At 60.6% G+C, this 17,444-nt stretch carries 16 protein-coding genes and 1 tRNA gene; 8 read left to right on the forward strand and 9 right to left on the reverse strand.

Going from position 1 to position 17,444, the window contains the following annotated elements; all coding sequences use genetic code 11:
- Positions 1 to 49: 49 nt before the first annotated feature.
- Entirely contained in the window at positions 50 to 1,054 is a 1,005-nt protein-coding gene (locus EOB49_RS17235) for a P63C domain-containing protein (RefSeq protein WP_127381673.1), read from the reverse strand.
- Positions 1,055 to 1,249: 195 nt separating this feature from the next.
- On the opposite strand from EOB49_RS17235, the gene EOB49_RS17240 reads away from it, so the two are divergent.
- Positions 1,250 to 1,474 carry a hypothetical protein gene (locus tag EOB49_RS17240; protein ID WP_127381674.1) on the forward strand — a complete coding sequence of 75 codons (225 nt, stop codon included), beginning with the start codon at positions 1,250 to 1,252 and terminating at the stop codon, positions 1,472 to 1,474.
- A gap of 51 nt (positions 1,475 to 1,525) precedes the next feature.
- On the opposite strand, the gene EOB49_RS17245 is transcribed toward EOB49_RS17240, so the two are convergent.
- Both EOB49_RS17245 and EOB49_RS17250 read right to left on the reverse strand, forming a co-directional pair.
- On the reverse strand, positions 1,526 to 1,867 hold the full coding sequence (locus EOB49_RS17245; protein WP_127381675.1) for a hypothetical protein: 342 nt from the start codon (positions 1,865 to 1,867) through the stop codon (positions 1,526 to 1,528).
- 74 nt (positions 1,868 to 1,941) lie between these two features.
- Positions 1,942 to 2,127 (reverse strand): hypothetical protein, encoded by a 186-nt coding sequence (locus EOB49_RS17250; protein WP_127381676.1) that lies wholly within the window; start codon positions 2,125 to 2,127, stop codon positions 1,942 to 1,944.
- 83 nt (positions 2,128 to 2,210) lie between these two features.
- Between EOB49_RS17250 and EOB49_RS17255 the strand changes: the two genes are divergently transcribed.
- The 5 genes from EOB49_RS17255 (at position 2,211) to EOB49_RS17275 (ending at position 4,861) form a co-directional block, all read left to right on the forward strand.
- On the forward strand, positions 2,211 to 3,092 hold the full coding sequence (locus tag EOB49_RS17255; RefSeq protein ID WP_127381677.1) for an RNA ligase family protein: 882 nt from the start codon (positions 2,211 to 2,213) through the stop codon (positions 3,090 to 3,092).
- Positions 3,093 to 3,116: 24 nt separating this feature from the next.
- On the forward strand, positions 3,117 to 3,335 hold the full coding sequence (locus EOB49_RS17260) for a DUF768 domain-containing protein (protein ID WP_127328747.1): 219 nt from the start codon (positions 3,117 to 3,119) through the stop codon (positions 3,333 to 3,335).
- 96 nt (positions 3,336 to 3,431) lie between these two features.
- On the forward strand, positions 3,432 to 4,178 hold the full coding sequence (locus tag EOB49_RS17265) for an SOS response-associated peptidase (protein WP_127328748.1): 747 nt from the start codon (positions 3,432 to 3,434) through the stop codon (positions 4,176 to 4,178).
- Positions 4,179 to 4,193: 15 nt separating this feature from the next.
- On the forward strand, positions 4,194 to 4,406 hold the full coding sequence (locus EOB49_RS17270) for a DUF768 domain-containing protein (RefSeq protein ID WP_127381678.1): 213 nt from the start codon (positions 4,194 to 4,196) through the stop codon (positions 4,404 to 4,406).
- A gap of 38 nt (positions 4,407 to 4,444) precedes the next feature.
- Positions 4,445 to 4,861, forward strand: coding sequence for a hypothetical protein (locus EOB49_RS17275; protein ID WP_206526116.1), 417 nt, complete (start codon positions 4,445 to 4,447; stop codon positions 4,859 to 4,861).
- A 15-nt stretch (positions 4,862 to 4,876) separates the two neighbouring features.
- On the opposite strand, the gene EOB49_RS17280 is transcribed toward EOB49_RS17275, so the two are convergent.
- Positions 4,877 to 6,583 carry a hypothetical protein gene (locus EOB49_RS17280; RefSeq protein WP_127328751.1) on the reverse strand — a complete coding sequence of 569 codons (1,707 nt, stop codon included), beginning with the start codon at positions 6,581 to 6,583 and terminating at the stop codon, positions 4,877 to 4,879.
- Between the two features lie 1,044 nt (positions 6,584 to 7,627).
- On the opposite strand from EOB49_RS17280, the gene EOB49_RS17285 reads away from it, so the two are divergent.
- A tRNA-Thr gene (locus EOB49_RS17285) sits at positions 7,628 to 7,702 on the forward strand.
- 79 nt (positions 7,703 to 7,781) lie between these two features.
- Positions 7,782 to 9,320, forward strand: a complete 1,539-nt coding sequence (locus EOB49_RS17290) for a DUF6538 domain-containing protein (protein WP_127381679.1) — start codon at positions 7,782 to 7,784, stop codon at positions 9,318 to 9,320.
- Positions 9,321 to 9,457: 137 nt separating this feature from the next.
- Here the strand turns inward: EOB49_RS17290 and EOB49_RS17295 are convergent, their stop codons facing one another.
- The 5 genes from EOB49_RS17295 to EOB49_RS17315 all read right to left on the reverse strand — a co-directional run bounded on the left by EOB49_RS17295 (position 9,458) and on the right by EOB49_RS17315 (position 17,405).
- Positions 9,458 to 13,219 (reverse strand): hypothetical protein, encoded by a 3,762-nt coding sequence (locus EOB49_RS17295; protein ID WP_127381680.1) that lies wholly within the window; start codon positions 13,217 to 13,219, stop codon positions 9,458 to 9,460.
- 581 nt (positions 13,220 to 13,800) lie between these two features.
- Positions 13,801 to 14,685, reverse strand: coding sequence for a hypothetical protein (locus EOB49_RS17300; RefSeq protein ID WP_127381681.1), 885 nt, complete (start codon positions 14,683 to 14,685; stop codon positions 13,801 to 13,803).
- 469 nt (positions 14,686 to 15,154) lie between these two features.
- Positions 15,155 to 15,571 (reverse strand): hypothetical protein, encoded by a 417-nt coding sequence (locus EOB49_RS17305; RefSeq protein WP_127381682.1) that lies wholly within the window; start codon positions 15,569 to 15,571, stop codon positions 15,155 to 15,157.
- Positions 15,568 to 15,930 (reverse strand): hypothetical protein, encoded by a 363-nt coding sequence (locus EOB49_RS17310; protein WP_127381683.1) that lies wholly within the window; start codon positions 15,928 to 15,930, stop codon positions 15,568 to 15,570. Before EOB49_RS17310 ends, EOB49_RS17305 begins: the two co-directional genes overlap by 4 nt.
- 947 nt (positions 15,931 to 16,877) lie before the next feature.
- Positions 16,878 to 17,405, reverse strand: coding sequence for a hypothetical protein (locus EOB49_RS17315; protein ID WP_127381684.1), 528 nt, complete (start codon positions 17,403 to 17,405; stop codon positions 16,878 to 16,880).
- Between the last annotated feature and the right edge of the window lie 39 nt (positions 17,406 to 17,444).

The raw sequence follows: 17,444 nt of genomic DNA on the forward strand, positions 1-17,444 counted from the left end.
AGTCTCCCCACCGGCTTCGGCCGGTGGGGGTCTTTTTTGCGTTCAGCAACTATTCCGGGAGCAATTCGATCTGATCACCAGATTTCGGAAAGGCCTTGGCAAAAAGGCGCTTGAAGCTCGGCCAGTCATCCGACGCGCGCATCAAAACCGTGGTGGCGGATATCTGGCGTTCCAGGTGGGGATTGCCGACGTCCTCGGTCAGAAACTGGTGATGGCGATTGCGGCGTCTGCCGTGCTCGTCCTTCGGGTTGATGGTGTGAAGCTCACTCAGCACGCCAGGCGGGAGCCGCTCATAGATGTACGTGTTGGTGAACTTGCCGACGACACCGGGCCTACTGACGGATTCCGGGTCATAGTCCCAACCATGAAGGCGGAACATTTCCCGGTAAAAGGAATCGGGAAACCGCTTCGCCCACTTCAAAAGCTCCGGCGAGATATAGGCCTCAAGGATCTTGTGGAGGGCGTCGCGCTTGCGAACCTCTTGAAAACCCGTGGCTTCGTCGACCAACGCAACGATGCCGACCCGAGCAAGGCCACGCATGATCAATTCGCATTGTTGCGCGATGGTCATCTGCTGCCTTTGCAGCTTCCCGGCAGCGCGCGCCGCAAGCACCGCCTCGCACAGTTCGACAAGGATGTCGGCATCATATCCATGCGCGCGCTGGCCTGTCGGCGTGAGGAACAAAATCGGGTTGCGGAATCGCTCCATCAACTCGTTGGAAACGAACGGCTTAATGCGATCCCCGGAGGCAAAAAGCTCGAAACGACTCATGCCCGCTACCATCGACCCGCCGCGAGCCATCCGCAGCGCGTCTTGCATGCCGCCGGTGATCAGAACCCGGCGCTCATCCTCGAGGACGAAACACGGGATCTCCATCTCTCCGATGCGAAGCGGCCGATCATCCGCCCCGTAAATGGCCTTCGGCAGGCTTGCCCTGGCTGGGTCGGCCTTAGCCCATCTCGCCAAGGCGCCGGCCCGCGCGACCTCGCTGCGAGCTGCTGCCGTCATCTTCGTCAATCTGGCTTTGCCAGCCTTGGAATGCCCTGCGCCCATCGGTTCAAACTCCGTTGCTATCGTCTGATAGCATCGACCGATATGCTATCGACGATAGCATGTCAACGTGCGCGCGATGTTGCTACGCCGATGCTCGGCGCCGGATGGTTGATGATCATAATTTCGACGCGCGGGAACCAGTCGAGCGCGAGCAAATTGAAGCGCCGTGTATCCCGTCAAGAGTTCCGAGTTCCAATGGCCGATTCCGTCACCAGCCAAAATTCAAAGCGAGCCGCAGTTCGCACAGCGCTCGATCGCCATAAGGTCTACATCACAGCGCAGCGCTTCTCAGGTGGGTCCTACGAGGCCCGGGTGTTAATCGACGGTGAGGCCTATTGGGTCGATGAACTGCGGCTTGGCCAGCTGCAAAAAGGCATCCCACCTGCCGAGCTTGAGTTGATCCCGGCACAGGATGATTGAACCTCCCTAAGCCTTTATGCCCGGCGCCGGCGGCTTCAACGTCGCTCATCTCTATACAACAGGCGCGGCCTTCGCCGCCGCCTTGGCTGCCGCCTTCGTAGCAGCAGCTTCGGCTTTGGCTGCAATCTTGGCCTGCTTGACCCTCCAGGCCTCAACGCGCTGATGCTCGCGCAAATCGTCTGCCATGAGACGCAGATGGCTCTCGATCAGCAGCAGTGCCGCTAGGCCGCCACAGAAGATCGCAGCCGCACAGACGCCCATTGCAAGGCCGAGGACGATAGCATTGGGGTTGTTCGGCAGGATTGTGGTGCCCAGGCTGAGACCGGCGAGGATCAGGATGATGGCGATGACGCCGTTGATCAGACCAAGTATGTTTACGAGTAGACGGCTCATGATGTTTCCCCCAATGCCCTGCATACTCAGTGCCACTGGAGTTTATCTATTTCAAGAGGCATGGAACTCACATGTCACGAGTCCAGCTCGATCGGCTCATGGTCTTCCGTGGAGTGCCAGAGCAGCTGCCCGATATCACTCATGTCGATCGCCTGACCGCAGACCGGGCAGATCTCCGTCACTAGCTCCGCGCGCACCGGCGAGCCGTCTACCGCCTTGAGGCGGCCTGTTCGGCGGGGAAGATCGGAAAGCTTGGTCATCAACGACTCCATCATACAATTCGCCTAAAATGCCCGGAACCTTAAGGGGCCCAACGACTTGAATCGCCGTGCGGGGTACGAGTATGCGTAACGCCGGAGATCGGCTGAAGTTCATCAAACCGGTTGAGCCCGAGCTCGTTTTGGAGCCGCCCGTCAGCGACGACTGGTTCCACGAGATCAAATACGACGGCTTTCGCACCGAGCTGATCCGGGATTGGGCCGGCGTTCGAGCCTTCACCAGGAACGGGCACGACTGGTCTAAGCGCTACTGGCCTGTGGTGACCGCGGCCGAGCAGCTGAAGGCCGAGTCCTTCATTCTCGACGGGGAGATGATCGCGCCAGAGCCTGACGGCCGGCCGAATTTCCACGCGATGCACTCCCGCATGACCTGGAACGCTGAGCTGCTCGCCTATGTTGCCTTCGACATCCTGTGGCTAAACGATGAGGATCTGCGCCAGCGGCCGGCGATCGAGCGCAAGGAGATCCTGTGGGATCTGATCAAGCCAGCCAAGGGCATCATCCAATACAGCGCGCACGTCCTGGGCGGCGGCGCCGAGTTCTACGAAGCGGTTGAGAAGATGGGCCTTGAGGGCATCGTGTCGAAGCGCCAGGGCAGCTCCTACCGCAGCGGGCCGTCGGACATCTGGGTGAAGACTAAATGCTGGGAATACGGCGAGTTCGACCTGCTGGGCATCAAGCGCGAGCCGGGCAAGGAGACGGTCGGGCTGATGGCACGCGACGGCAAATATGCTGGTCCTGCCACCATTGCGCTGACCAAGGCACAGCGCGAGCGGCTGATGGCGCGCGTGCGCAAGGGTCAACCGCCTGCTGGCGTGCCGACGGCGGTGGTCGGCCCGATGGTGGAGTGGGTCGGACCTGGCATGACGGCCCGAGTGCGATATCTGCGCGGCGAGGCTAAGCTGCGCCATGCTTCGGTGCAGGATTTGCGGGACGACGGAACCTAAGTGTTTCGAGGGGATTCTTGCCTCATGAGCACACGCGGCATCAATTTCCTCGACAAATGGATGGCAGAGCAGCTGCCCGAAACCGTGACCGATGATCCGATCGTCATCAGCGACCTTGCGGACAAAGCCATGAAAGCGGCCGACAAGGCCGGCATCGCCACGACCGAGATCAGCGAGGAAGTACCCAGCGTCTTCGAGGTCATTGCCGAGGCCATGGACCATCGCGAAGGCGGAAGGCCCTGACGCGCCCAACGCCTGCGCTAATATCAACAATGCTTGACTCGTTCGCATTCCGTTCCCATTTTGGTCTTCCTCAACGTGATAGGTGCGATCGAGCTTATGTGCGGACGCGTTTTCGTAAAGTCGACAATCCCTGACATGGTGCGGCGGTTCGAGTTCGCCCATCCTGGGGAGGTCGAACGCATGGGTAATGGCTTCCCGATCTGGAACGGTGCGCCGAGCCTGAGCTATCCGATCATCATCCGCGAAGAGCTCTCAACCTCCATGGCTGGCTTCGTCTCTGCCAAATGGGGGCTGGTCCCGGGCTGGGCTCGTGATGGGGGAGGCCGCCCGCCGCCCGTCAACGCACGCTGCGAGACGATCGCGACCAATGGCATGTTCCGCAAAGCCTATGCCGCACGCCGATGCCTGGTGCCGGTCGACGGCTATTTCGAGTGGCAGAAGCTGGACGCCTCGGGCAAGAAGAAGCAGCCCTATGCAATTGCGATGAAGGATGACGAGCCCTTCGCCATGGCCGGCATATGGGAAGAATATGCCGACCAGGGGACCGGTGAACTGATCCGCACCTTCGCTATCGCCACCTGCGAGCCGAACGAGTTGATGGCAACCATCCATGACAGGATGCCGGTGATCCTGGCACCTGGTGATTATATGCGCTGGCTTGGTCCGGACCCAGATCCTCGAGACTTGATGAAGCCCTTTCCGTCGGAACTCATGAAGATGTGGCCTATCGGCAGTCGTGTAGGAAGCCCGCGAAACAACACGCCTGACATCATCGACGAAATTGGGAAACCGGACATCATTGACGAAAAGGGGCACGGCCCCAACGACCTCTTCGACGTCTGACCGAGGGCTGGCCTCATGAGTTCACGCGGAACGAATTTCCTCTTCAAATGGATTGCAAACAACATCCACGAGACCGACGACACTTCGATTGCCGAGCTGACTGAGATGCTCTTTGCCGATGCCAAAACGCTAGGCTTTAGCAGATTGGAAATCGAAGAAGACACAGGCAGCGTCTCCGAGGCGATCGATGATGCGCGTCGATACCAGGATGCAGGCTTGGTAGACTGACGGGCCGTACTGGGGGTGATCGCATGCCGGCTGATAGATTGAAGATCCGCGACGCCACGGCTGATGGCTATGAGGTCCTGGAGGACGGCGAGCCGATCTGGTCTTTCGAGACCATAGTCGAGGCAGTCCGGTTTGTTTGGGATCGTGGCGCACGGCTCTGGCTTGATTGGGACCGGACCGTCATCAGTGGAGAGGCGCGACCGCATGATTTCGCTCCCACCTTTCTGGGATCAGACAGCGTCGGCCGCGTCATGGGTGAGCAGCACGGTCCGAGCGCCGGCACCTGGGCTTGGTCGATATCCACGCACGACGACCGCTGGCGCAAGCATGGCGGCCAGCGCGGACGTGAGCCTACCAAGGAAAAAGCGGTCGCCGCGCTTGAGCGTGAGTTCACCGACTATCTGGCCGACACGCCGCAAAAGCCGTCGCCTTATGCACAGACGAAGGGGTTGTAACACGGTGGAAGAAGGTCAACCGACTTGCGCCGCAATCCTTTCTTCCCACAGAATGAACGCCATTGCGCGCGACTGAGCGTTCCAAGCGCCCCCATAGGCGACCAGGAATTTTCCGACGGTGATCAGGCCACGTGACTCCATCTGTACATCGATCTCGCCCAGTTCGGCGCCTGATTTGAGATCGACTGCTACCACGCGCCCCTTGGCATCACACACAGCGATGAGGTGCTCGGCCAGCACGACAACGGAGATGTAGGACGCGTGCACTGGCGTCGGGAGAAGCCGGACGGGCAATCCGTGAGTATCCACGACGGCAACGAGGCCGTCCCCAACAATGACGACTTCGGTCTCGTTGAGCCTGCATATTGCATTGATAGACTGGTTAAACGGGACTTCGCGCTCGCGCTCCAAATCACCATCCACCACCATAATGGCGTGCTCTCGGGCAACCACCGTACGCTCGCCCATGACGAGCAGACTAATCACGCGCCCGTGCCGGTTTTTTTGACCTGGCAATGTTGGGCCTTGGTCACCGAAGATGTCGGGGCGGCCCCCTGGAAACCACCATCGGTCAAGGTCACCGTATGAATTGGCTGCCACAACCGTCTCGGCGCCCTGAAAGTGTTGAGCTGCCACAGCTACAAGCTTAGTTCTAAGCCGGGAATGCTCGGTACCGCCGCCTTGGAACCGAGGCGTCCAGGCAGACATTCCATCGCTGGTGGCAAGCACGAGTCTGCCGTCTTGTAGTTCGGCAACGCCGTTCACAATCCCGACGCCATCGGCTGTACCAGTTGTAACCTGCCCATTCGGGGTAATCGTATAAATCACCCCGCTGCGCCCGCACAGCACACCTTTGCCATCTGCGAGTGTGTACCCGGCCGTAATGGTTTTTGCATTGTTCGCGTTGCGCAGGCTCAGCTTGATCTCTTTGTGGTCGCCTGCATCGCCGAGAGCATCTTGGATGAGACTCCCCACAAGCCGGACAAACTTGGTACCGGACTGGATGACCTTATCCAATGATTTCACGATCGCCTCGGCCGAACCGAAGGACTCCTTCAGCGAGGCTGCCATGTCGCGGAGATCCGACAGAACCCGATCGGCCGTAGTCGAAAGGAACTGGATGGTTCCCTCGAACATCACCTTGGTGTTGACCTTCACGTTCACCGCAAATGCGCTGGCGCTGAGGCGGCGGATTTGGACCCGCAGGTTTTTTAGGACATCGACGTCCCAGCCATTTAGGAGCGATATGTTGATTTGGTTGTTCGTGACGTGAACGTTGTTGATGACCTCGGTCGAGGCATTGACGATGGTCTGGCCAATCGGTCCCTCGGGGTTGATTGGGATCGGCCGGGTATGCTCCTGAGCTTCCAAGGCTTGCATCGCGACTTGCTGTATTGCCGACTTGGCATTGAGATGAGCTTGAGCGTTGACGTACATTCGATTCAAAACATGCAATATCTGCTCGATCGAATGCTTGCCCTCGGCATCGAGTTCATTGACCTGTTCCACAAGGGCATAGAGTGGCCCTTGCACCATCAGGATGCGGGTCATGTCATCCGCAGTGAAAGCTTTTGGGTCGATGCCGAAGGTGTCTCTCAGACCTTCCAGCTCAACAACATCAAGGAAATCTTCGATGGGGAAATTGCTTTTACCCGATAACTGTCTCCCCAGGTCTTCGGCACTTTCCTGCAAGCGCTTCAGCAGCCTGTCTTCGTCATCCATTGCATGCCCCCCCACTGGGAATAAATCCCACTAAAAGATAATCAGGTTTCAGCGCAGTAAAAGGAGTCGGGACTGCAGTTCGCAGATTTATTGTCGACAACTTAGTGCCGGCTCACCATTTCAGGATCATACATGATGCGGCGAACGGTTCGTCAATGCCGGGCTAGGGCTGCCTACCGCGCCTCATACTTGCGGTTCGCGACCTCTCTTCGCGCAAGTGCAAGAGCGGTGTCGACCACAACTTTGACGCTGGACCCAGCGCGGCGCCTTTCTTCACCAACTCCAGCTCGGCCACAAGGGCGTCGATGGTCTCCGCCTGGCACGGGGGTGGTGGCCGGTCTGGACGGTCCAAGGATGAAGCGCCCCGTAAAGTAATCGCGATTCTCCGTTAGACCCCTAGTTACGCTCCGTCATCTCAGGCGTCTCCATCCTCTGCCTCCATCTCCCTTTTCGTCGCCCACCAACCGCTCAACCACTGGTCTGTCTGCCTCCTGTACTCGGGCAGGGGTCTCTTGAAGATCAGTTGCTTGCCTGTGACGCACACCAGCTCCCACCCGACCTCTCCGAATGTGGATAAGTCATGGAAGTAGATGCCGTGTTTAACGGTGTGGATTTTGTACTCCCAGATCGGCGGGGGTGCCGGTGGTTGGCGGTTCCAAAAGAGACCCATGGTACCTCTCTGATGAGTGAGAGCCGAGCAATGCAGCCAATACGATCCCACGGAATCGGGGGTAGAGCAAACCTCTCAACCGCATCAATTCGAGCCGTGGCGGGGCCAAGGACGCGCGCGGAGCCTTTCGCTGGTAGTGAGTGAAGGGCGGGGGTGAGAGAAACCTTTGTACGGGGCTCTATTAAATCGCAACCGACACGGCACCAAACAGGTTACAAGAATGGTGTAGCTCTCGCTGGAATGGTGCTGGCCGCTGGGTGTGCAGAGTCCGTGCGGTGCCACATTGGCACCAACGTACCAAATTGGCGCATGGTGTCGAAAAGGCCCTCAACGCCTTGCAATTCAAGGCGTCAGCGGTTATTCAGACGCCCGTTGCTGCGGTAGCTCAGTGGTAGAGCACTCCCTTGGTAAGGGAGAGGTCGAGAGTTCAATCCTCTCTCGCAGCACCAGCTTTTTCTGTTGAAAATCAGAAAGGTAGGCGTTATCAGCGACTTGGAGCGACCTCGGTTCTACACAGAGGTGCTACACATGGTCCTTCCGATGCCGAGCCCACAAAAGAGCAAATCAGGCGTTTACTACTTCCGACAACGCGTTCCTGCCGACTTGACGCGCAAGGTTGGCAAGGCTGAACTCCTCTACTCGCTCCGCACCAAAGACCCCACAGAAGCGAAAGCACGGTTCGCGCAAGAGGCCGCAAAGGTCGCTATGCGGTGGAAGGCGCTTAGAGCGGTCCCCGAACCGCTTCCCCATATCCAACTTGTAGCTCTCGCCGGGGAACTCTATCGGCGACAGATGGCGCTCCTCCGGGTGGAACCGGGTGAGCCGGAGTTATGGGTGGAGGTTCTGAACTTATTGGGCCGCCTGGACGGCGACAGCGAAGCCCTCGAAAGGTGGTATGGTCCTACGGCCGACGAGCTGTTGCTGGACCACGGCCTTGCCACGGACGCGGCCAGCCGGATACGACTAATTCAGGAAGCTCATACCGCCTACCGGCAAGCGGCGGAGCAACTGCTGCGGCAGGCGAGGGGCGACTACCGTCCTGACCCCAACGCGGATCGGTTCCCGGAGCTGACAGCGCCCAGCCAAAGTGCAGCGAAGGGGATCACTATCGGCGACCTGTTCGACCTTTGGGAACGCGACCACCTTGCGGACGGGAAGTCAAAGCGGACCCCTCGCGATCATCGGCAGAAGATTGACGACTTCATCGCCTATCTCGGCCACGAGGACGCCACCCGTGTGACCTCCAAGGACGTGGCGGACTGGACGCAAGGTTTGAGGCATGAGCGCGGGCTTGCGGCGAAGACCGTGAGCGACAAGTACCTTTCAGCCCTACGTTCGGTGTTCGGTGCTGGGGTGTCCAAGTTCAAGATTGATAGAAATCCGGTTTCGCCCGTTCGCGTCAAGGTTCCTAAGCGGGTTCGTGAGCGGTCTTCGGGGTATACGGACGATGAGGCCGTAAAGGTTCTAAAGGCGGCTCTGGAGGCACCCGACGCACCCGGCAACACGTCCCCAGTGAACAGGCTCGTCTACAGATGGCTCCCTTGGATTTGTGCTTACACCGGGGCGAGGGCTGGCGAGATAGCGCAGTTGCGAAAGGAGGACTTCACAGTCGAGCATGGTGTCCATTGCATTCGCATCACGCCGGAGGCCGGGTCGGTGAAGTCAGGTGAATATCGCATTGTCCCCCTTCATCCCCATCTAGTTGAGCAGGGGCTGCTGAAGATGGTCGCGGGGTCGAAGGGTGGGCCACTGTTCTATGCTGAAAGCAAGCGCCAGCGTAAGGCAGGATCATCACGAGCCGGCTATGCCCGTGGCAAGGTGAGCGAGTGGGTACGCGATACCGTAGGGATCACCGACCCGCGTGTTCAACCAAATCACGCTTGGCGGCACCGCTTCAAGACCATTGCCCGCGACGTGGGTATTGAGCATCGATACATGGACGCCATCCAAGGGCACGCGGACGGGAGCGCGTCGGCCGAGTACGGCGAGAACACCATGAAAGCACTTTACCGCGAGATACAGAAGCTCCCCCGCTACAATGTCGAGGCCCCCGGCAAGCGCCGATAGGGCCTCTTTCGTGTCTGGTAACGCGGCTGGAGTGGCTCCGAGCGTCCGGATGGTAGAAACTACCGGCCCAGCCCATACGCTACTCCAGCCGCGTTGTTTAAGGAGGCCCCAGCCGACTTGACCGGGACCTCTTTCTGCTAGTGCAGGGACGCCCGCTCCGGCAAGTCGTCAATCATGTGAGCGAAGATTGCCGAGAACGGCAGGAAGTTTCCCATCGGGACAAAGGCACTGTAACCAGCCCTCGCCTGCGATTGGGTCATCTCCTCGCCCCTCAAGGCCGCATTGGTGGCCCCTCGCACAAACGTTTGTGCCTTGGTGATCTGGTCAAGGACCGGAGCACCGAACAGGGCATCCTGCGGCGCACCGCTGGCCCGAGCGGAGCCGAACTGCGGCCCGAGCGGGGTCATCAACAGCGCACTATCCATCAGCATCGGGAGCACCGAAGCCGTAGCCGAACGGGCAAAGCCGTTCTTCGCAAGGTTCACCGGGTCGAGGGTCTCCTGGAAGTACTTGTCGTACCCCTCGTCCGTTGCCAGTTGCGGAGCTTGCCGCACCGCGAACGTTGCCGTACCGAAGGCCAGCTCACCTACCAAGAGGACCGCCATGCGGGGGTCCATGTGGTTGATCGCGTAGAGGGTGGACTTCGACCAAGCACCCAAGACAAAGCTCCGAAACTGGGTAAAGAGCTGTGCCACTGGGTGGCTCATCCATCGGGCCAAGCCGCCCACGTCATTCGCCTGCACAAGGCGGTCCGTGTAGCGGTTGATCAGGTATGAGAACTCCGTCGCGGCCTTCGGGTCCCACTTGTTCGACCCGAGGGACACAAGCTTGCCTCGGTCCCGCTCGGCGTGGGCCAAGAGGTTGCCGAAGATCAACTCGGCTTGCCTGTCGCCTATGCCAGCGGTTGCCAACCGCTCGCGGCCCTTGCCTGCCAGCCGGGAGAGGTCGAACCCGCCCCCTTCAACGCTGGTCTCGCGAGCCATGTCAAAGAGGTGCTGGGCCACGGCCTTGGCCGCCCACTTCTGCTGGTACTCATGGATGCCACGCATAAGGGACACCTCGGCGGTCATCCGCTGGCCCCAGTCGAGTGCCACGTCCAAGCCGTTAGCGAGCTTTGAAGATGCCCCGGCTCCAATGCGGTCGTCGGCTAGGCGGAAGTTGAACTTGCCGACCAGTCCGTCCAGACCAATGCCGGTCATGTGCTCCAGCTCGGCCAGAAGGGCGTCCCTTTTGGGGACCGACCGTCCGCTTTCGTCCACCATCCGGCGGATTGCGGGGAGCTGTTGCATGGATGCGCGGAAGCCCGTCATGGCCGCCACCTTCCAACTCTCCTGTACCTGATTGAGACCCATGTTGGACATGAGGCGGATGAACTGTAGAGCCTTCAGCCGGCGAACCCACTGGGCGTAGTTCTTCTCTTGTCCATAGACCGGGATGCCGTTGATGCGCTTCCAGCCGAAGTCGAGGTTCTCGATGGCGTTCTCCATCTTGGCCTGAACTTGGGCAATGGGTTTGCCGGTCTGGCGGAAGCCTTCCCGAACCCAGTTCTTGACCTTCTCCAGATCGGCCTCGGAGCGGATGCCGTCGAAGATCAGCTCGTCCGTCTTGGGATCGCGAATCTTCGTGTCAGCGAAGGCAACGCGGCCCGACATCGTGCGAGCGTAGCGGTGGTCGAGGAACTCGGCGTCTTGAATGAAAACGTCGTCCATCTTCAAGGGCAATGAGCTTCCGTCGCGGGTGCGGACGTTGGCCGAGTAGGCGTAGTCCATAACCGTGCGGCGCTTGAGGTAGCCAACACCTTTAGAGCCATCGCCAGTCTTTTTGGTCTCGTCCACGACGCCCGAGAACAGGTCGTACACCTTGTCCAGGTCGTCGTCGGCGATGCCTTCAGCCTCGTTCAGGGACCGCTTGAAAGCGTCCTTGAAGCCTTGCTTGTCACCAAGGCCGAGAGCCCCGGCGATGCTGTCTTCTATGCCGTAGCCGGCCTTGCGGATATTGGCCCAATAGCCCTTGGCCATTTTCTTCAGAAGGCTATCCTCAATCTCTCCATGCGCTCGGCGGATGCTCTCGCCGATGAACTTGTGCATGGTCTCCTCATCCACCGTGCGGTCGATTTCCGAGATCCGATTGTGATCCGCAACCTTGGGCGAGTAGTAGCCCTTTTGCTTGACCTGAAGGCCGGGGAAGGCTCGTTCCAGCTCGTCAGCCCATCCGTCGTAGAATGCCTTGCGGGCTCCAGCTGCCTTGACGATGGCGGGGTTCACGTTGGGTGATGGGTGTGGGTCCGTCATGTAGGCGTTGACGAGGTGGTTGAACTCGTCGGCCCTACGGGCGCGAGCAATCGGGTTGAGGAGCGAGGCTCCCTCGGACACATACTCACGCATGGCGACCTGATAGACCGAGTTGCGGTTGCCCATGAGCTTGCGCTCCAGCGCCACGGCGCGGACCGACGCGGGTGCGTCCAGAACGGCGTGGTTCTTGGTGCCGGCGCTCTCCTCGAAGAACGCGAAACCAGCAAGCCGGGCGCGGGGGTTCTCACTTGTCGTGAGCTGTCCGGCCACGTCGAAGCGGGCCTTGCCGCCGAAGCCGCGATCCACAGCCGCGTCATCGATCCCCCAGTCGTTCGGATCGAACGGCTTCAGCAGCTGGGTGTTGCGGGCAGCGCCGACAGAGCCGACCTCACTGGCAACGGAGGGCGTGTTGGACTGGAGACCACGGGCCTTGGCCTGCTCGATTGCGTCGAGGCCGGTCTTGGTCATCATGTCCCGCTCGACCACGGTTGCCGAGTTGCGAGCGAGCGGCCCCGTTAGGCCACCTAGCAGCGCCCCTACGCCGAACGCTGCGAGCGCGTCAGTACGCGGATCATCGAGACCGTACTTGGCCCCCAGCTCCAGCGCGGCGTTGCTCGTGCCACCCAAGAGGGCACCCCCTAAGACCTTGCCAGCGAAGCTCAAGCCGGTGCGCCCAAGTGAGATGACTTCTCCGCCGACGAGCAAAGGCAGCATCACCGGGTCGGTAATGCCAGACACCAAACCCGCCGTTAGGGAACTAGCGGTGCTGGCTTTAGCCATGCGGCCGTCCCGCTCGGCCATCTCGGTGGCGTACTTCAGCCGGAGGTTACGATTGTACTCCGAAGTGCCGGTAAGAACGTAGTCGTGGTACTGTTCCGGTAGGGTCTCGGTGATGTGCTTCCACTGGTCTTCGGTCCAGCCATTGTCGTGGGGATCAACGGCACCTTGGGTGGCCCAGCGGTAAATCTTGGCCGTGAACCAATCCTGTTCGTTGCTGTCGTTTATCTGCTCGCCCCACGTCGCGTAGGGCTGCGGGCCTCGTGCCTGCTCGTCGCGCTTCTGCTGGGTGACATCGACCAGCGTGGGGGCCGGCGGGGTGCGGCTCTGGTCGTAGGTGTTGTAGTTGGTCTGTGGCGCTTCCGTGTCGGTATAGGGATTGGCAACCTGCGGCACGTAGTTGCCGCCGAGGAGCGATGCAGCCTTGGCCTTGTGGGCCTCCATCTGTTGCTCAACCTTGTCTCGAACGGTGCCCGGTGCGCCGCCAGCCGCCGCGTCAGAGCGGTCGTAGAGGCTGGGGGCGCCAGCGTTGATGGTGGAGTACATATCGAGCAGGCCCATGCCGGGCTTGAAGCCGCTGTCGACCAGATAGTTGGCCGAGGCGTGAACGGCATCCTCCACGGACATGCCTTTGTAGTAGCCGTACTTCTGGCGCTGCGGCTCGCCCATCTGAATGAGGCCCCGATGCTGACCCCATTTGGTCGTCGGGCCTGCCTGCCAGATGTCGAAAGTGCCGCCGGTTTCGTAGGACATGACGGTGGCAAGGTCTTGCGGGTCAGCGCCGATCCGCAGAGCTTCGTTCTTAATGGCCTCGGAGAGGCTGGCGCTCATAGTGTCTCCATTGTTGTGGGAATGAAAAAGGCCCCGGCACATCGCTGCACCGGAGCCGTGTTGATGGTGGGTTGTAGGGCTGTTATCTGAAGTCCGGATATCTGCCCCGGACAGCGGCGTCCCAGTCTTCCGTTTGGGCCGATGTCTTGACGTGCAGATGCGGGGCAACGGGCGTTGAGGGCCTAGCGCGGTGCTCTTCCTGTGGTCTGCCATCGTCGGCAGGGAAGTACAGGCGCTCGCCCCGGCTCGGACAGGTCACAGTCCAATTGCCTCGTCCATCATTGCAGGCGCGGTAAAGGTGCGCCGCCCGTGCCCTCACGACCCCCGCTTGCCACTTCAGGAAAGCTTGGGGGTGGTGGATGACAGAGGGCATATCAGCTTGCGGCGTCTACCGGGACTGGCATTGGCTTCGGCTTTTGCCGCTTCCTCCTTGCCTTCAGCTCGGCCTCTGCCGCTACGGCTGCGGCTGCTTCGACTTCCGCCGGACAGTGGATTGACGCAATCATTGCGGTGTATGCGGCGGCCTCTGTGGCCTGCTTGTTGTGCTTATTTTCCATGAATGATCCTTGTTTGATTGTTGGTTAGCCGACGCGAACGATGCCGGCGCGGACTGCTGTCCCGAAAGACATGGCCTGTCGGCCTGGAACCTTCACAACCCACTCGCCCCGCTCCTCGCTGAAGGACAGCGCCTTGCGCTCGGCTGCGGGCATATCCGCGATGAGAGCCTCAAAGCCCTGCGGGTTCTGATAGGGCAGGGTTTCCATCCGGCCGAGAGCGGTCTTGCCAAGGTGGGCGAGCTTCTCCCGGTCGTTGTGGATGGTTGCCATGCGGGCCTCCCGAAGCTCTCCGTCGTTTAGGGTTTCAAGCAACATATCGACGGAGGCCACGCCGGCTGGCAGCGCCCCTAGAACCGCATTAGCCTGTGCGGTGAAGCCCTCGACAATCGCGGATACAGCATCCTCGGTCACGCCTTGAGGAATGCTGCTTTCCACGTCGCCGGTCTCTGCGGCCTGCCAAATGCCGGTCTCTACAGCCTCGGCACCCAGTGCACCCGCAAGGGTGTCCATCACGGCTGCGGCAAGGTCCGTTGCGTCCCCTGCCGAGTCTTCTGCGGCCTCGTCCTGGCCCTTCTGTTCGCCCTGCTGGTTGCCTGCCGGGGCGGCGGTCTTACCCCCGACAGGCTCATTAAAACCCGGCGGGAGCAACCCTGCGACGCGGGCGGCCTCGACGGTGGTCTCAACTCCTCCGATGAGGACATTGCCGGGGCGGACTTGCCGCTGGGTGTCTACGGCCCGGGCGCTAAGGTCCTTGGTGACCTGTCGGCCGTCGCCGTGGGTGTCCACCTGAACCTTGCGGCTGGTCTGAACGGTCGGGGCGGCAGCGGGGGTGCTGCGGGACTGTGCAGCGGCGGCCTGTGCCTCAAGGGCTGTGTCTGCTGTGATTTGGAAGTCGGCGTAGTTTGCCATAGGGTTGTCTCTCTTCTCTGTGATGGTGGTGTTTGTCTGGTTAGGGTCGTGGAGGGGCGTTCAGGCTGGGACGGCACTTTCTACGTCCGAGGTGGCCGGAGCCTTCTGGAGGCGCTTACCGGTCGGGAATTCGCGGTACTTCTTGCGCCTAAGCCCACCCACGTCATCTTCGGTCCAATCCTCGTCCGCCCATGCGGAAAGCTTGCGGTCTCGCTTGAAGATGGACACGCCATCGCGGACGACATGCATCCGGGTTTCGGGGTGGAAGCCCTCGCCGATGAGGAGGCGGGCGAGCGGGCCTAGAGGGTCCTTGGGGGTCTCATACCGGCTGAAGTCTTTGGCGTAGGTCTGGTGCCGTGCTCCGTATGAACCGAACAGTTCAACGGCGATGGTCGCGGCGCAAACGCCGTGAGTGAGTGTGGAGATACCTTTGCTCCTTTCGAGCGGTGTTAGTCGTGGGGGTTGATCGTCACGGCCTGTCCAGCGCTACGCGCCTCGGGTCAAAGATGTCGTGGGCCGTCTTGTAGGAAGTGGATGCTCCCGCCGGGGTGTCAGGCGGTGGCCGGGTGTTGACCGTGAGGTGGTTGAAGGTGGGCTCGGGGCCGAAGCGCTCCGGGAGGTGGACCAGCGCGGCGTCTACGGTTTCCTGTGTGATGCCGTGGTCTTTGACGTAGCCGCTGTGCATGAGCGGCAAAGCCATCTGTGCGAGGTTGCTGCGGAAGCTGATTAGTGCCGCGACATTGAACCACTTCCCTTTCCGCGCACGGCGCTGCTGTAGGGACCAGCCGAACCCCTTTCGGTCCACTATCACGCGGTAGCTGGGGCCTATCGTGGCAACGACGGCAGGATAGTCGTCCGACCATTCGAGCGTGTCGTAAAAGCTCATACCGCGCTCCCCTGTCGGATGAGAGCCAGGTCATGGCGCTTGCTGTACCGCTTGCCGTCCTTCCCGCCTCGGAGCCGGAGATTGGTGGTGCGGAGGTCGAGGCGGTTGCCGTTGATGTTGCGGACGTACTCACCGGGCTTGGCGTTCATGATGAGCCGGGCGATCGTCACCAGCGAACCGGCAACGTCGGCGCGGACAGAGACTTGCATATCGTCTGTGGCAGTGCCGTCTTTGACGACGACCCAAGAGGCGTTTCGCACACGCTCGGGAAGGCTGTCGAAGGACGAGCGCTCCACCTTGGCGAAAAGCACTCGGCCACGCTTGCGGTCGTTGATAGGCACCAGCACGATTTCGCTCAAGGCACCCCAGCGGCGGTGATCGTTTGGGGCCGTTTGGTATGTCTCGGGGCGACCTGGGATAGGGCCGTGAGGGGTGAGGGTCATAACTACGAGGTCCAAAAAATAGAGGAAGGGAGAACCGCAGGGACGACTACCGGGACACTGAAGGGGCCCGAGAGTTTGCCTACGGGGCGATGAAAGACAGGTAGCCTCACGCAGACGCCTGCATGTCGCTGGCTGGGCGGGATACAGGGGAGCTTACGAGAAGCAAAAAAGAGAGAGACGCAGGGTGCCGGCCCCTAGTGGAACTAATGAGCCTACCCGCCCTCGCCACGCCGGGAACCCATGGAGACACAAAAGGTCCGGAGTTGGCTTGGGGGAGATTTGGATGAAGGCCAAGGAGCCGGTTCTGCGTCTCTCTGAACGGGGAGCCGGGCTTCAACCCTGAAGGGGAGCCTTGCTCAAGAGGGAGAGAGAATGAGTATGGAGATAGCCACGTTCGGCAACGCTCTGAACCCTGTCACATGCAACGCCTATAAACGTTAGCTGCAACCGGGGAGCCTATCCTGAAGGGAGGGGTAATCACGTTAGGAACAGTTCGGAGGCCGGTTCCTAAAGTGTGTCGTAATCACTAGAGCCACGTTCGGAGGCTGGTTCCCGAGGTACGGCCTAATCGCCCATCAACGTGTATGGCAACCGGAGGGGCCTTTCCTGAAGTATGGGGTAATCACCCCATGCCGTAGAACATGGCCTTGGCCTCGGCTCTCTCACTAGACACGTATATGCGACCGGAGGGGCCTTTCCTGAGTTCAGTCGTAATCATGTTAGGAACACGTTCGGAGGGCGGGCATTCCTAGAGGGAGTTGTAATCGATTCCGGGGCTGGAGCGGCGTTAGGGTCCAGACGGTACATTCTACCTCCCGAACCCCTGAAGCCCCTCCAGCCGCTACCGCTGCACGAAAGAGCGCCTATCGGAGCCGAACGGGCATCGCGTCCCTGCCCCATACTTGGCGAATGGCTCCCGTGTACTCATCCTCCGGGATCATGCGGACAAACTCGGCAAGCTGGCCGTCCGCCATGATGACAAACCGAAGGGTGTCCGCCGCGCTCACGGGCGCACCAAGGGCCAGCACCTCCAATGCCTGCGATACCGCTTCGGCGACTGACGACAGGCGGCACACGGCCTCCCTCACTATGTTGGCCTCTGCGGTCTGGTCGATGTTTCGGCCGGCCTTCTGTCGCCGCTCCTGCGCTCGGGAGGCCCGCGCCAGTCGGTCGTATTCTGAAAGGCTCTCGCTGGTCCATCCCAAGGGCTCCAGTGTGTGGGGCTCGTGGAGCTGTCGGCCCGACGCCACGGCCCGCACGGTGGTCGTTAGACCGCCTATTGCAGACGCAAGCTGACGTACGGCTTCGCTCTCGTGGTCCGAAAGGGGCGGTGCGGTACGAACTGTGGAGAGAGCTTCGGGGATTTCCTCTGTGATGGTACGCTCGGGCATGCTGTAGTCCTCGTGTGTTGAATGAGACGGTCGAGACAT

The sequence above is a fragment of the Mesorhizobium sp. M7A.F.Ca.MR.148.00.0.0 genome, assembly GCF_003997735.1.
In the GTDB taxonomy this organism is placed as follows: Bacteria; Pseudomonadota; Alphaproteobacteria; order Rhizobiales; family Rhizobiaceae; genus Mesorhizobium.

What these genes read in the sequence shown, in the direction of transcription:
- EOB49_RS17265 (WP_127328748.1), top strand. Translation starts at nt 3,432, where the DNA reads ATGTGCGGACGCGTTTTCGTAAAGTCGACAATCCCTGACATGGTGCGG.
- EOB49_RS17260 (WP_127328747.1), top strand. Translation starts at nt 3,117, where the DNA reads ATGAGCACACGCGGCATCAATTTCCTCGACAAATGGATGGCAGAGCAG.
- EOB49_RS17240 (WP_127381674.1), top strand. Translation starts at nt 1,250, where the DNA reads ATGGCCGATTCCGTCACCAGCCAAAATTCAAAGCGAGCCGCAGTTCGC.
- EOB49_RS17295 (WP_127381680.1), bottom strand. Translation starts at nt 13,219, where the DNA reads ATGAGCGCCAGCCTCTCCGAGGCCATTAAGAACGAAGCTCTGCGGATC.
- EOB49_RS17245 (WP_127381675.1), bottom strand. Translation starts at nt 1,867, where the DNA reads ATGAGCCGTCTACTCGTAAACATACTTGGTCTGATCAACGGCGTCATC.
- EOB49_RS17290 (WP_127381679.1), top strand. Translation starts at nt 7,782, where the DNA reads ATGGTCCTTCCGATGCCGAGCCCACAAAAGAGCAAATCAGGCGTTTAC.
- EOB49_RS17315 (WP_127381684.1), bottom strand. Translation starts at nt 17,405, where the DNA reads ATGCCCGAGCGTACCATCACAGAGGAAATCCCCGAAGCTCTCTCCACA.
- EOB49_RS17250 (WP_127381676.1), bottom strand. Translation starts at nt 2,127, where the DNA reads ATGACCAAGCTTTCCGATCTTCCCCGCCGAACAGGCCGCCTCAAGGCG.
- EOB49_RS17255 (WP_127381677.1), top strand. Translation starts at nt 2,211, where the DNA reads ATGCGTAACGCCGGAGATCGGCTGAAGTTCATCAAACCGGTTGAGCCC.
- EOB49_RS17280 (WP_127328751.1), bottom strand. Translation starts at nt 6,583, where the DNA reads ATGGATGACGAAGACAGGCTGCTGAAGCGCTTGCAGGAAAGTGCCGAA.
- EOB49_RS17270 (WP_127381678.1), top strand. Translation starts at nt 4,194, where the DNA reads ATGAGTTCACGCGGAACGAATTTCCTCTTCAAATGGATTGCAAACAAC.
- EOB49_RS17305 (WP_127381682.1), bottom strand. Translation starts at nt 15,571, where the DNA reads ATGAGCTTTTACGACACGCTCGAATGGTCGGACGACTATCCTGCCGTC.
- EOB49_RS17235 (WP_127381673.1), bottom strand. Translation starts at nt 1,054, where the DNA reads ATGGGCGCAGGGCATTCCAAGGCTGGCAAAGCCAGATTGACGAAGATG.
- EOB49_RS17300 (WP_127381681.1), bottom strand. Translation starts at nt 14,685, where the DNA reads ATGGCAAACTACGCCGACTTCCAAATCACAGCAGACACAGCCCTTGAG.